This is a genomic window from Pirellulales bacterium (assembly GCA_036490175.1).
Lineage (GTDB): Bacteria > Planctomycetota > Planctomycetia > Pirellulales > JACPPG01 > JACPPG01.
Genome location: DASXEJ010000127.1, coordinates 25,484 through 39,787 on the forward strand (window position 1 = coordinate 25,484; position 14,304 = coordinate 39,787).

12 protein-coding genes are annotated in these 14,304 nt (G+C 61.1%); 9 read left to right on the forward strand and 3 right to left on the reverse strand.

Annotated features, from left to right (window positions below; translation table 11 throughout):
* Positions 1-44: 44 nt before the first annotated feature.
* Complete coding sequence (locus VGG64_09585; GenBank protein HEY1599842.1) at positions 45-1,487, forward strand: MATE family efflux transporter; 1,443 nt, start codon at positions 45-47, stop codon at positions 1,485-1,487.
* Positions 1,488-1,564: 77 nt separating this feature from the next.
* Here the strand turns inward: VGG64_09585 and VGG64_09590 are convergent, their stop codons facing one another.
* A complete protein-coding gene (locus tag VGG64_09590; protein ID HEY1599843.1) occupies positions 1,565-1,960 on the reverse strand; it encodes a c-type cytochrome in 396 nt (131 codons plus the stop codon).
* 279 nt (positions 1,961-2,239) lie between these two features.
* Here VGG64_09590 and VGG64_09595 point away from each other — a divergent pair, with 279 nt between their 5' ends.
* The 4 genes from VGG64_09595 to VGG64_09610 all read left to right on the forward strand — a co-directional run bounded on the left by VGG64_09595 (position 2,240) and on the right by VGG64_09610 (position 6,309).
* Complete coding sequence (locus tag VGG64_09595) at positions 2,240-3,319, forward strand: hypothetical protein (GenBank protein HEY1599844.1); 1,080 nt, start codon at positions 2,240-2,242, stop codon at positions 3,317-3,319.
* Positions 3,316-4,983 (forward strand): Gfo/Idh/MocA family oxidoreductase, encoded by a 1,668-nt coding sequence (locus tag VGG64_09600; protein ID HEY1599845.1) that lies wholly within the window; start codon positions 3,316-3,318, stop codon positions 4,981-4,983. The genes VGG64_09595 and VGG64_09600 overlap by 4 nt, the downstream gene beginning before the upstream one ends.
* A gap of 73 nt (positions 4,984-5,056) precedes the next feature.
* Positions 5,057-5,905, forward strand: a complete 849-nt coding sequence (locus VGG64_09605) for a sugar phosphate isomerase/epimerase family protein (GenBank protein HEY1599846.1) — start codon at positions 5,057-5,059, stop codon at positions 5,903-5,905.
* A gap of 101 nt (positions 5,906-6,006) precedes the next feature.
* A complete protein-coding gene (locus VGG64_09610; protein ID HEY1599847.1) occupies positions 6,007-6,309 on the forward strand; it encodes a polyhydroxyalkanoic acid system family protein in 303 nt (100 codons plus the stop codon).
* A gap of 100 nt (positions 6,310-6,409) precedes the next feature.
* Here the strand turns inward: VGG64_09610 and VGG64_09615 are convergent, their stop codons facing one another.
* Entirely contained in the window at positions 6,410-7,888 is a 1,479-nt protein-coding gene (locus VGG64_09615) for a hypothetical protein (GenBank protein ID HEY1599848.1), read from the reverse strand.
* Between the two features lie 261 nt (positions 7,889-8,149).
* On the opposite strand from VGG64_09615, the gene VGG64_09620 reads away from it, so the two are divergent.
* The 4 genes from VGG64_09620 to glpK all read left to right on the forward strand — a co-directional run bounded on the left by VGG64_09620 (position 8,150) and on the right by glpK (position 13,008).
* A complete protein-coding gene (locus tag VGG64_09620; protein HEY1599849.1) occupies positions 8,150-8,812 on the forward strand; it encodes a tetratricopeptide repeat protein in 663 nt (220 codons plus the stop codon).
* A gap of 25 nt (positions 8,813-8,837) precedes the next feature.
* Complete coding sequence (locus VGG64_09625; GenBank protein ID HEY1599850.1) at positions 8,838-10,652, forward strand: glycerol-3-phosphate dehydrogenase/oxidase; 1,815 nt, start codon at positions 8,838-8,840, stop codon at positions 10,650-10,652.
* Positions 10,653-10,676: 24 nt separating this feature from the next.
* Entirely contained in the window at positions 10,677-11,447 is a 771-nt protein-coding gene (locus VGG64_09630; protein HEY1599851.1) for an MIP family channel protein, read from the forward strand.
* A 67-nt stretch (positions 11,448-11,514) separates the two neighbouring features.
* On the forward strand, positions 11,515-13,008 hold the full coding sequence (gene glpK, locus VGG64_09635; protein HEY1599852.1) for a glycerol kinase GlpK: 1,494 nt from the start codon (positions 11,515-11,517) through the stop codon (positions 13,006-13,008).
* Positions 13,009-13,055: 47 nt separating this feature from the next.
* Here glpK and VGG64_09640 read toward each other — a convergent pair whose 3' ends face one another.
* Complete coding sequence (locus VGG64_09640) at positions 13,056-14,093, reverse strand: thioredoxin family protein (protein ID HEY1599853.1); 1,038 nt, start codon at positions 14,091-14,093, stop codon at positions 13,056-13,058.
* Positions 14,094-14,304 lie beyond the last annotated feature (211 nt).

The window sequence follows — 14,304 nt, forward strand, 5'->3', positions numbered from 1 at the left end:
ACCGGTCGGCCAGGGCCGACTTCGTCAGGAACAGGCGGTGGCGGATGCTAGCACGAATTTCACGTTTCTGGCGCGGGCCCAGCGGCATGCGCGAGGTTTTGGTGCTCGCATTGCCGCTGATGGTTTCCACGCTCTCCTGGACGGTGATGCAGTTCACCGATCGGATTTTCTTGCTTTGGTACTCGCCCGACGCGGTTGCCGCCGCTTTGCCGGCCGGGGCCTTGTCGTTCGCCATGATGTGCTTTCCGCTGGGCCTGGCCTCCTACGTCAACGCCTTTGTGTCGCAATATTACGGGGCACAGCGGCACGAGCGGATCGGGCTGGTGGTCTGGCAGGGAATCGGGATCGGCCTGGCGACGATTCCCTTGACTGCCGCCACGATTCCTCTGATGTCGAAGATGTTTAACGCCGTGGGGCACCCGGCGCAGATCGCTGTCTACGAGGCAGATTTCTATCGCTGTATCACCTGGGGATCTGGGGCGATGGTCGCTGCCGAGGCCTTGTCGACATTTTTTACCGGGCGCGGGGGCGTGCGCACCGTGATGGTCGTCGATAGCTCCGCGGCGCTACTGAATGTTGTCCTGGACTATCTGTGGATCTTCGGCAAATTTGGCTTTCCGGCGTGGGGTGTCAGCGGCGCGGCCTCGGCCACGGCTGTTGCCATGTGGTTCAAGTGCGCGGTGTACCTGATGCTGTTTCTGCGCAAAAGATACCGGCGCGAGTTCGGTACGATCGTAGGCTGCCGTTTCGATCCGGCATTATTTCGTCGATTGCTTCGCTTTGGTTCTCCCAGCGGCGTGCAACTGGTGTGCGAAGTGGGGGCCTTCACGCTGTTCCTGCTGGTAATCGGACGGATTGGCGCGCACGAATTGGCGGCGACGAGCCTGGCCTTCAACGTCAACATGCTGGCGTTCATGCCGGTTTATGGAATCGGTATCGCCACGACAACGCTGGTGGGTCAGCGCCTTGGACAGAATCGGCCACGGCTGGCCGCACGCGGCACCTGGACGGCGTTTTCGCTGGCGGCCAGCTACATGGCGGTAGTTTCGGCCATATATGCGCTCGTACCCGAATTGCTCCTGGTAGCGCACGGAGCGAAGGTCGATCCGGAAGAATTCGCCCGTCTGCGCGGCCTGACCGTGATCTTGCTGCGGTTCGTGGCGTTCTACTGTCTGTTCGACGCCATGGTGATCATATTTTCGAGCGCGCTCAAAGGGGCCGGCGACACGCGATTTGTCCTGCTGACGACGCTGTGCATGTCCCCCTTGCCAGTGTTGGCGACTTTCTTCGGCGTGGAGTTCATGGGCCTGGGACTGTACTGGTGTTGGACGGCCATCACCACCTGGCTGTGCGTGCTGGGGCTGATCTACATGCACCGCTTTCGCCAGGGGCACTGGCGCACGATGCGCGTCATCGAGCGCACAAGTCCTGTGGACATCGACGATGCCCAAGCCGATGCGATCGAGCCGGCGGCCGTGGGGGGCTAAGGTGACCAAGCGCGGCCAGAGACTTCAGGCCGGATCAGCACGACGTATACACATAGACGTATACGCATAACTGTCGGCTAGTTGCCACCGGGCAATTTGCCTTCTTTGATCAATTCACCGAATGCTGGTGCATTGGGCTTGTCGGGGTGCGACTTTTCCTTGGCCACCTCGTCTAGTGCCGCGGCGATCTTTTCCTTGTCTTTTTGGTTCTTGCCCACCAGCTTGCCGAGAGCGGCGCCGTAGTGATTGCGCACCTTCTTGTCCTCGATCCCCTTGTCGTTCTTGCCGTGACAGACCTGGCATTTGGCCGTGGCGACAGCCTCGGCCAGCGTTTTTTCGGCCGGATTGGCGGAGTCCTTCTTGACGTACTTCGCATCGAACTCTTGTTTGTATTGGGGACGAGCGAGCACCGCGCTCAGCGATACTCCCAACACCACCACGACAGCGATTGAGGAAGCAATAGCTTTCTTCATGCGAGCGTCTCCAGGCTTGGTGATTTTCATTCTTGCCCAGGACGAGCCTGGTTCAATGGTCGGATTCTACCGGTCCGCGTCGACTGTCGGGCAGGGCAGGGGGGCGGAACGAAACGAGGACCGAACCAAAGTCTTGTCGCCGGCAGCCCTAATCGCTCGCCAAACCGTGGTGACGCGGGTGTTGTGACCGTTTGACCCGCTAGGTAAACTGCAGGTCTCGCGAGAGGCGGTTATGAGGGCCGAGTCCCGCGAGGTTTCGCTGCTACGCCCATTCCCACCTTGCTCACGGCGCCCCTGCGTATTGCTTTCGTCACCGACGAAAGCGGGAGGATTCCTCTGCAACGCCACGGTTTCCAAATTGGCTTGGCAGGCGTGATCGCGCTGGTCTTGCTGCGCGTCACGGTTGGCTGGCATTTCCTCTATCAAGGCGTCTGGAAAGTGCAAACGCCGAGCTTCTCGGCGTCCGGCTTTCTCAGCCAGGCCAAGGGTCCGCTGGCGGATCATTTTTATGCCCTGGTCCCCGATATCGATGGTACGCAGCATCTCGATTTCGAAACGCAACTTGCGGCCATGAAGTTGTATGCCGCGGCCTTCGCCGACCAGTACAAGCTCGACGAGGCCCAGCAGGTTGCCGCCAAACGGGCCCTCGAGATCCGGCAAGCGGCCCTCTCTGATTTGCTTTCCGAAGACGGCCGTACTGCCGACGGTCAAAAGAAGCGCCAATTGAAGGAACAGTACAGCGAGTACCTGCACAAGCTCGATCTATTGGCCACTGACAAAGAGGCCGCCGCGCGTGACATGCCCTACGCCCGCAAACGCATATGGGACGACCAGCAGCGTTTGCGTGGACAAGCAGCCGGGTGGACGAAAGAGATCGACAAGATTTGGGACCAGTTGAAGGCCGACCTCGACGATGTGCTCGGCGGCAAGCCAGATCGGCCGTTGGATTTGCGCCCCGAAACCCTGGCCAAACTCCCCGAGGCGTCGGCTCCCAACGAGCGAGAGCCGCTGCGGGCGGCCCCGCTGCCCCCTTCGAACCTTGAACAGGTCGACCGGCTGGTCACGTACAGTAACATGGCCATCGGGGTCTGCCTGATCGCGGGGTTGTTCACGCGATTTTCGGCCTTGGCGGGGGCGTTATTTCTGGCACAGATCGTGGCCGCTCAGCCCGACTGGCCAGGCATGTATCCTCATCCGCATCCCTCGGCCGGCCGGTCGTTGCTGGTGAATAAGGAATTCGTGGAAATGATGGCCCTGGTGGCGCTGGCTTTCCTGCCGACGGGACGCTGGGCGGGGCTGGACCATTTTGTGCATAATCTCGTTGTGCGTCCGCTGCTGGGAAAGAAGGGATCCGTATGAATCTGAGCCCCGAAGAACGCGCCCTGGGCAAAGAGAACTTCGACAACGTCGTCGGCAGCGAGCTGACGCGCCGTGAGTTTCTCGAACGCTCGCTGGCCGCGGCCGCCGTGTCGGGCGTGGGCCTGGGCGGCTTTTATTTCGGCTACGAGAAGCTGCACGGCGATCCGGTACGCGTCGGCGTAATCGGCACCGGCGACGAGGGGAGTGTACTGATCGGGGCCCATACGCCCGAGTACCTCAACGTCGTCGCGATCTCGGATATTCGCCCCTACAACGTCCACCGCGCGTTTCATGGCGATCAGAGCAGCGAGTCGATTCGCGTCGTGCGGCCGGGCCTGATGGCCAAATACGGCTGGACGTCCGAAGACGAGGCCAAGAAGCACGTCAAGGTCTACACCGACTATCAAGACCTGCTCAAGGACGATCAGATCGAGGCCGTGATCATCGCTCTTCCCTTGTTCCTGCATGACAAGGTCGCGATTGAAGCGATGAACCAGGGCAAGCACGTGCTCACCGAAAAGTTGATGGCGCACAGCGTCCATCAGTGCAAGGAAATGGGGCGCGTCGCCCATCAAAAGCGTTTGCACTTGGCCACGGGCCATCAGCGTCATTACAGCATTCTGTACGCCAACGCCGTCGACACGATCAAGCGCAAGCTGATCGGCGATCTGCATTTTATCCGAGCCCAATGGCATCGTGGCAACATGCCGGGTAAGGACAGTTGGGCGCCCCAGATTCCCGACGAGCGATTGGCCAAGGAAATCGCCAAAGTTTCCACCGAATTGGAAAAGGCGAAAGGGGACCGTGCCGAGGCGCTGATGAAGCGGCAGCACGATCTACAACTGCTCATGCTCGACAAAGACGTCGACGCCGCGAAGTACGGCTACGAGGAAAAAACGCTCAGCAGCGGCAGCCAGCAATACCATTGCTCGCCGCTGGAAGAATTGATCCGCTGGCGGCTGTGGAATCGCACGGGCGGCGGCCTGATGGCGGAACTGGGAAGCCATCAGCTCGATGCCGCTGGTATCTTCTGCACGGCCATGCGCGACGACGGCGAAAAGGCGCTGCCGATTTCGGTCTCGGCCGTGGGCGGGCGGTACATCTTCCCGCTGGACCGGGACTGCGACGATCACGTCTGTTGCACCTACGAGTATCCGGCACCTGGATACGCCGAGGATCCCAACAAAAAGATCGTTGTCACCTATTCTTCGATCAACGGAAACGGCTTTGGTGGCTATGGCGAAACCGTGATGGGGACCAAGGGAACCTTGATCCTCGACCGCGAGCAGGAAGCCATGCTCTTCAAGGACTCAGATACCAAGACCTTGGTCACGGTCAGCAAGGGCAAGGGCGGCGCCCCCACGCTCGACACCACTGCCAGTGGCGGACCAGCGGCATCGGCCGCCAAGAAGGCTGCCGACTCGGCACCGCCCAGCCGCGGTTACACCGAGGAGATGGAACATTTTGCCTGGTGCATCCGCAACTTCGACTTCGAGCAAAATAAGCCGAAGTGCTACCCAAAGGTCGCCATGGCCGATGCTATCATCGCCCTGACCACGAATATCGCGATCCGCGAAGGGCGCCGCATCGAGTTCAAGCCCGAGTGGTTTGACATCAACAGCGACGAAACGCCCGAAGGGATCAAGCCGAGCATTTCGGTATAGTGAGCGTCGCTGGTGGATACGCCCGCGGACAGTATCGTAGGCGTCACATTCGAGCACCGCGGAAGGAGCAATTGTGGAATCGTGGCCGATTGGCGTGTTCGCCAGCATTGACGCCGGACTGGGCGTCAAGCTCGAGGTGGCTCAAGAGCTGCATGTCCCTACGATCCAACTGCACGCGCCGGTCGTCGCGTCGCGCACGCCCGAGCGGGCGCGCGAATTTCTCGATCGGTTGCAGAAGGCCAACATTCGCCTGACGGCGGTCTTCGGCGGCTTCGAGGGCGAGAGCTACGCCGACATTCCCACGGTCGTTCGTACGGTGGGCCTGGTGCCGCGCGAAACGCGGGCGACGCGGACCAAGGAGATGCGCGAGATTGCCGACTTTGCCCGTCTGTTGGGCTGCGACGTGGTGGCGTTGCACCTGGGGTTTGTGCCGCACGATGCGGCCGATCCACTCTACCACGAGGTGATCACCGTGACTCGGCAGTTGTGCGATCACTGTGCCGGGAACAAGCAAGCGTTGCACCTGGAGACAGGCCAGGAGCCGGCCGACACGCTGCTGAAATTCATCAGCGATGTCGATCGGGCGAACCTGTTTATCAACTTCGACCCGGCCAACATGATTCTTTACGGCTCGGGCGAGCCAATCGGGGCGCTCGAGCAGTTAAGTCGGTTCGTCCGTAGCGTCCATTGCAAGGACGGCACTTGGGCGGCCCGGCCAGGGCAGGAATGGGGTGCCGAGGTGCCGCTGGGAGAAGGGGCCGTCGGGATGGAAAAATACCTGCGCACTCTCAAGAAAATCGGCTATCTTGGGCCGTTAACGATCGAGCGCGAGATTCCCCAGGATCCAGCGCGGCAAAAAACCGAAATTGGCCGTGCTGTTCATCTGCTCGAGGAGTTGAAGGCCAAGATCCTTTCCGAATAATACATCAAGGTCTTTCGAAAAGCATCGGCGTGGCGGCCGTGTTAATCGCTAGTCCTCTATTTCAGATTGCGCCCCGGGCGCCAAAGAAGGAAGGTTGCATCATGCCGAAAATGACTTTCTCCGTCCCTAATCCGCTGGGACAAGAAGTAGCGATCGAGAAGCTCAAGAAATTTGTGCCGGCGATCAAGGAACGCTACCAAAGCCAGGTAAGCAATCTGGAAGAGAGCTGGACCGAGAATACGCTGAACTTCGGTTTCTCGACGTTTGGATTCCCGATCAAAGGTGCCATCACCGTCGAGCCGGCCACGGTCAAGCTCGATGGCGACATTCCTTTCGCCGCCATGATGTTCAAAGGCAAGATCGAGCAGGAATTTAAGGAAGCCCTCAACAAGCTTCTCTCCTGACGGCCTGCTGGTCGGTCACGCGTGAACGCGTTACGCGGCGTCGCGCTCATCCGGAGGGTGCCATGCTCACGCCAAGTGTGAGCATGGCTTCGTGCCAAAGTCACGGGCGTTTGGTCGTGAGCTTGACGGATTTGTCCTGTCGCTCAAACCCTAGCCCCAGGGGCGCGAGCGCGCCGCGCAGTAAATCATCGAGCGAGGCATTTTTCACGTCGACATTGACCGGCGTATTCATTTTCACACCGGCAGCGGCCAGCGCGCCTTCGTCGAATTCGATCTTGAGCGCCAGCTTCTGTTCGAGTTGCGCCAAAAATTGTTCAAGCGGCATCCCTTCCAGCGCGAGTGTATAGACCTGCTGTCCCGTGCCGGAACCGCCCTGTGCAGTTTTAGGGGGAGATAATCGTTCGTGATCTTCCACTGTGGCGCGGACCACGATCCGGCCGGCCGAAGTGCTGATTTCTGCCTGCGGCGCCATGGCCTTCCACTGGGCAATGGTCGCCGCCGCCTCGCGCCCCGCCGGATACGTGCGCTCTAGCCGCGCGTCATCGCCAAGCGGAACGAGTTCGACGGCACGCCCCCCACGTGTGAATTGGAAGGCTAGTCCGCACTCTGCCGCGACCAGCGTCATGCGGTCGACCCAGGGCATTGCCGGCAAATCGGTGGCGGCTAACAGGTCGTGCGGCAATCGCTCGATGCCGAGGATCTCGACGTCGGCCTCGTCGCCGAGGCGCTGTACGATTTCCTCCGGCGTTGCCAAAGCATGCCATGCCAATGGTCGCGGTAAAAGGGCGGCCGTCTGCCGCGCCTTTGGCAGTCGACGCGCCTCCTGTGTGCGCAGGGCGCTCACAGTACGCAATTGTTTGGCCGTTTTCTCGGGTCCAATGTACGCCACGGGTCCCAGCAAGCTGGCGCCGCCCCCCGCGAGCGAGGCGATCCGCTGCAGGGCATCGGCAATCGGGACGTTCATCAGATCCAGATCGAGCACCTGGTCGGGATCCAGCCGGCGGTCGATCACGATCGCCAGCCGAAGCGTCTGCGACAAGTTCCGCAATGTTTGGCGGAGCGGCACGCCGAGACTGGCGAATGAAATCGGTCCCAAACGCTGTACTTCTTCGGCGGTGAGGAAGTCGATGGGCAAGGCCGGCTCTTCCGGCAATTTGCCGACACGGCCGCGCGGCCGTTCGCCTTTGCCAGAAGGCTCGACCAGGCCGGCCAGAGACTTGCGGCCGCCAGGACTCTTGCCGGCGGCCGGTGTGCTGGTTCGCTCCTGGCCGAAGGCATTTGTCGCTGCCCACAAGGCCAGACCAATAACGACCGTCGTCTGATAAGTGCCGCGAAAGTCCCAGATTTTATTTGGCAGTCGAGCACCGTTCGGCCACGTTCTATTCATAGCCAGGACCCCGTCGCGCTGCTGCCGAAATGGGCCCATTTTGCTGCGCACGCTCGGACGAAACAGCGCCGCCCGCATGGTAGGGCAGGGGATGGAATGCTCACCGGCTAGTCGACCGGCTTCAGCATCTATTTTGCCCAGCCCAACCGGCTCGCGGAAGTTGAGAATTCCGCGCATTCGCGATAAATCCACTTTAGCTTCTTGTAGTCTCTGGCTACACTCAAAGAACGTTGCCCGCTTCCCAGCGATGTTCGCCAATGGCCGAGACATGGTGAATGCCGCCGCGGCGAGGCACGTTTTCTGGTTCAGTGTGCTGGTTCTAGTAGTGCTCTCGGTCGGCCGGGCTTGCAAGTGCTCACGGTCGACCGGTCTGACGATGGCGGGATTCAGGTTGGCACATTCGTGTCACTTGCGCTCACGACTCTCATTGATAGGCACCTGGGGATTTGCAGCATGAGTTCCTCTCAGCGCGCCGCGGTATTGCTAGCATTTTACGGCGAGTATCTCGACCGTAAGGATACCGAGACGTTCGTTCGGCGCACCACGCGACGCTACACCCCAGGCACCTTAGAGCGTCTCTTGGCAAACGGTCCACGGACCGTCCGCCGGGCTTCGGCGCTGGCGCTAGGATTGTTGGGGGGCTACGAGGCGAACGCGGCCTTGGGACGCGCACTGACCGACCCCGACCGCGGCGTTCGCACGCTGGCCGAAGACGGCATTCGCCTCGTCTGGTGCCGCGCTGGCAGCGAGTCGCAGCAGCAGAAGCTGCGGGCCATCGTCCGCGCCAACACCAAAAAACAATACCAGCCAGCCATCGCCCGCGCCACAGAATTACTACGCGAGGCGCGCCGATTCGCCGAGGTTTGGAACCAGAGGGCGGTAGCACATTTTGGACTCCGCCGGTTCGTCGAATCGATCGGCGATTGCCGCGAGGCCCTGGAGATTAATCCCTACCATTTTGCCGCTGCGGCGGGCATGGGACAGTGCTACCTGCAGTTGGGAAACGCGGCTTCGGCGTTGGAGTGTTTCCGCCGCGCCCTGCGACTGAATCCCGGCATGGAAGGGGTCCGTGCCAGCGTGCAACATTTGGAACGCACGTTGCGGAACAATCTCTGAATTCGCGCCGAACGGTGAGTGCTGAATGATCAACGGGCCGGCACAGGGGACCGACAGCCATGAGGGCACGGTCCGCGGAGATGTGTCCGCCCGCACGAGCGCATCACCGACCACATCGCCCACCTCGGTTCCTCTCGAGCAAGCCCCGGTGCTGATTCTCGGCGCGGGAATCAACGGCGCCGCAATCGCCCGAGAATTGGCGATCAATGGCGTTTCTGTTTGCCTGGTGGACACCGCGGACGTGGCGTTCGGCGCGACGGCGTACGCATCGCGATTGATCCACGGCGGGCTCCGCTATCTCGAATACGGCGAGTTTGATCTGGTGCGCGAGTCGTTGGCCGAGCGCTCTCGCCTGTTGCGGTTGGCCCCTCAGTTCGTCAGACCTTTGCGGTTATTTATCCCGATCGAAAATCGCTTTGGCGGCCTGTGGAGATCGGCCCAGCGATTTCTCTTCAAAGGGCAACGTGGCAAGCGCCCCCCCCAGCGCGGCAAACCTACGGTCTCGCGCGGACTGTGGTTGGTACAAATGGGGCTGCGTCTCTACGACGCCTATGCGCGTGATCCGCAGCTGCCTCGCCATGCCACTCATCGCGCGGCCGCCGAAGACGCGATCAAGGTCGATCCTCGGTATCGCTGGCTGTGCTCGTACTACGACGCGCAGATTCGGTTTCCCGAGCGATTCGTCCTGGCGATGCTCGCCGATGCGCAGCAAGCCGCGACCGCTGCCGGGAGCACGTGCCAGGTCTTCACGCGCCACCGCGCGGCTCTCGATGGGCGTATGGCCAGGATTTATCCCCGCGATAGCGATCAGCCCGTGCGCAGCTTCGAACCCGTCGCGGTAATCAATGCCACCGGAGCCTGGGTGGATCTGACGCTTGCTCGACTCGGCCTTCAGTCGCAACGGTTGATGGGGGGCACCAAAGGTACGCACATCGTGACGTGGAATGAGCGTTTGCACGATGCCTTGACCCACCATGGGCAATCTTATGCTGGCCTTTATGCCGAAGCTGCCGATGGCCGTCCGGTATTTGTACTGCCATTCGGCGATGCCTCGCTGATCGGTACAACGGACGACGCGTATGAAGGGAACCCGAGTGACGCAGTAGCGACCGGCGAAGAGATCGATTACCTGCTGGCCACGGCTAACGAGCTATTGCCGCAGATCCGTTTGACCGACAAGGACGTTGATCTGCACTACAGCGGCGTCCGCCCGTTGCCGTACGTGGGCGGGGCCACGCCCGCAGGCGTCACCCGCCGGCACTCTCTGATAGAGAATCACGCGGCGCCCATGCCGTTTTTCTCGATCATCGGCGGCAAGCTGACCACTTGCCGCTCGCTCGCCGAAGAGACCGTGGCGCTGGTTCTGGGGCGGCTCGGGCAGAGCGTGGTCGCAACCAGCGAAGCACGTCCCATTCCTGGTGCGACGGGCTACTCGACCGACCCACGCGAGCAGGAAGCCTGCTGCCAGGAAATTGCCACGCGGCTGGGATTGGCACCGGCGCAGGTACATACCACCTGGCAGTTGTATGGAACGCGTTGCGAAACGGTGCTCGGCGCATGTGCCGACGACAAGGAAAGTCTTCCCGGCACGGATCTGCCGACGGCGGCGGTGCGCTACGCGGTGCGGCACGAGTGGGTACACACTTTGGACGATCTCGTTGAGCGGCGCCTGATGTTGCTGTACCATCGTCGCCTGTATGAGGGAGCTCTGCGGCGCACGGCGGAAATTCTGGCGGAAGAGGCCATTATCGCCAAGCAGGACGTAGCCAGTCAGATCGAGCAGTGTCGCGAGCGATTGCGGGTCCACTTCGGCAAGCAGGTTTTTCCCGGCTCGCCGTGATCACGTCCATCGAGAGGGGGATGCATGCTACGCGGCACGGCTCGTGAATGCGCGGCCGAGTTCCTCGGCACGCTGGTATTAGTTACCTTCGGTGTGGCTGTCGTAGCGCAAGTGGTTCTCAGCGAAAAGTCGCACGGCCAGTACCTGTCGATCAATCTTGGTTGGGGCCTGGCCGTGACCATGGGCGTGTTTATCGCCGGAGGAATTTCCGGCGCTCATTTGAATCCGGCCGTGACGCTGGCCGCGGCCATGTGCCAGGATTTTCCGTGGCGGAAAGTTTTGCCGTTCTGTGCCGCCCAGGTCGCGGGGGCATTTGTTGCGTCGGCGATTGTCTTCGCCGCGTATCACGAAGCACTGGTGGCCTTTGCCGGCACGACGCGCGACCAGGCGACGGCCGGGATCTGGGCCACCTATCCGCAGAGCTTTCTCACTCTTGGCGGCGGACTCATTGACCAGGTCGTCGGCACCGCGCTGTTGGTCGCAGTGATCTTCGCCATTAGCGACAAACGGAATTTGAACCCCACGGCCGCCCAGGGCGCAATCGCCGTGGGGCTGCTGGTCCTGTTGATCGGCATGACGTTTGGCTTTAACGCCGGTTACGCCATTAACCCGGCACGCGATTTCGGGCCACGCTTGTTCACTTTCGTGGCAGGTTGGGGCGGCGACGTCTTTCGCTGGGGCAACGGCTGGTGGTGGGTGCCGATCGTGGGCCCTCTCGTCGGCGGAGTTCTAGGAGGTTGGATCTACAACGTCTTCATAGGTCGCCGTCATCCGCCCTTATCGAGTGTGACTTGAAGCGCGCGCCACGGTGTGCCAACGTCGACCTTTGCTGACCACTCGCGGAACTGCAACGAAACCTGACATGGAAAAATACGTACTGGCCCTCGATCAGGGCACAACCTCCAGCCGCGCCATTGTCTTCTCGCGAGTCGGTCGCGTCGTGGCCACCTCGCAAGAGGAGTTTGAGCAGATCTTGCCTAGCCCTGGCCATGTCGAGCACGATCCCGAGGCGATCTGGCAATCGCAACTCGATGTCGCCCGCGGGGCTTTAGCGGCCGCCGGATTGGGCCCGTCCGATATCGCGGCGCTCGGCATCACCAATCAGCGCGAAACGACGATCCTTTGGGAGCGCGCCACGGGCAAGCCCGTCACCAATGCCATCGTCTGGCAAAGCCGGATATCGGCCAGCATTTGCGATCGGCTGAAGGCCGAGGGCCTGGCGGACCTGTTTCGCGAGAAAACGGGACTTGTCGTCGACGCGTACTTTTCCGGCACGAAGATCAAGTATTTGCTGGATACGATCCACGGCTTGCGCCGTCGCGCCGAGGCCGGCGAAATCCTGTTCGGCACCGTCGATTCGTTTTTGATTTGGCGACTGACCGGCGGGCGCGTACACGCCACGGATGTGAGCAATGCCAGCCGCACCTTGATCTTTAATATTCACACCCTGCAATGGGACGACGAACTACTGAAGATTCTCGACATTCCCCGCGCCATGTTGCCCGAAGTGCGCGCTTCGAGCGAGGTCTATGGCGAAACGAGCGCCGAATTATTCGGCGCACCGATCACAATCGCTGGTGTTGCTGGCGATCAGCAGGCGGCCACCTTTGGGCAGGCATGCTTCGATCCAGGCACCGCCAAGAACACCTATGGCACAGGTTGCTTCATGCTGCTCAACACCGGCGAGCAGGCCGTGACGTCAAAACAAAACCTGCTGACCACGATCGGCTGGAGCGTCGGCGGCAAGATTACGTATTGCCTGGAGGGCTCGGTGTTCATCGCCGGGGCGGTGGTGCAATGGCTGCGGGATGGACTGGGAGTGATCGACGCTTCGAGCGACGTCGAATTGTTGGCACAGTCGGTGCCGGATTCGGACGGCGTTTATTTCGTGCCGGCGTTCGTCGGCTTGGGCGCGCCGTATTGGGACCCCTATGCACGCGGAATGATCATCGGGTTATCACGCGGCACCAAGGCGGCACACATTGCCCGCGCCGCGATCGAATCAATGGCCTTTCAATCGCGTGATCTGCTCGAAGCGATGCAAAAAGATGCCGGCATCGAACTCGCCGAACTCAAGGTTGATGGCGGGGCCAGCATGAACGACGGCCTGATGCAATTTCAGGCCGACATCCTGGGAGTCCGCGTACGGCGGCCGGTCGTCTCGGAAACGACGGCGCTGGGCGCCGCGTATTTGGCAGGCCTGGCTGTCGGCTTCTGGCACGATACGGCCGATATTGCCGGCAACTGGGCGTTAGCAAGAGAATTCGCGCCGCAGTTGGCAGTGACAGAGCGCGACCATCGCTACGCCCGTTGGCGTAAGGCCGTTGATCGGTCGCGAGACTGGCACGAACACTGATTGATCGTGCCGCGACAAACGGTTGCGTGCTGATTCGACCGGGTACTTTATTTTCGCGCTTGCAAGGCTTCGGTCGTGTAGCGCTTCGGGTTTTGCATGAAGGTCTGCAGCGATTGCTCGCTGGTAAAGAGGTACACGCGTTCCCCGTACGACACGCCGAACATGCGGGTGCCGGGAATTGATTGACCGTTATCGAGCGCCAGGACCGGATCGTCGCCCGACATTACGGGGCTGTAGCGATCAGGATTGGCAGCGAACTTTTGCTGCTCGGCAGGCCCGGCGAATAGATACGTTCGCCCACGATGTTGCATTCCCCAGCGCGCGTCACCGGGTGCCCAGACCTGCTTTTCGCACAACGAAACCGGGCAGTAACCTTCTAGCCCTAGCGGCGCGTTGCCGGGGGGAATTTGTGGCAACGCCAATTGCGGCCCGGAAAGACCTCCGCCTGGCGCGCCGCCTTGCGGTGGCAAGACAGGACCGCCATTCGTAACGGGCGCGGATGGTACGACAGCATTGGGTGCTACGGGCGTTGCTGCGTTCGCCGCCTGCTGGTTGTAGTAATTTGCGTAACGGCCGTCCCCTGGCGGCGCGACGGAACCTCCGGCCAACTGCGCCGCTGCTGCGATGGGTTGTCCGGCCGTCAGCGTAGCCGCTGGTGGTCCGGTACGTCGCGCTAGATTCGCGACACGGAGCAGCGAGCCCACATACTCGGGGCCCGAAAGTGGGCTTTGTACTCGTTCAATGACCTTGCCTTGGGGTGTCAAAATAACGTCGGTGGGAATCGACTGGACTGCGTATTGCCGGGCCGTGGCTGGAAACGAGTCGTAGTCGAGTTTTACGCCCACAAAATTCGGCTTCAGCTCGGTGCCGAAGCCCGGCTTACTGAATACCTCGCGTTCCAGTTGCTGGCATGGTTGGCACCAAGAGGCCCCGAAATGGACAAGCACGAGTCTATTTGTTCTCGCTGCCAGCTGCTTGGCCGCTTCCAGATCGGTTTCCCACGAAAAGCCTTCTGCCGCATAGCAGGGCGAACAGATGACCAGAGCCAACATGACTGGCTGCCAGCACCAACGAACCGCTTGCATGGCCCAAATCCTCTCAGGCAAATTGCCGTCCGCCAACCCAATGTGCGGCTTGCCAGTTGTTATCGGCAAGAGGGGGCTTTTGAACTGTACAAAATAAAGTGGATGCATGGGTTTGGCCGATTATCAGGAATAATCCAGGACCGAACGTGATGGAGCCATCCTGGCGGTGGCCGGTTGCTCTTCGGAGGCCGTCCAGGCCAGGCCGCCAGGA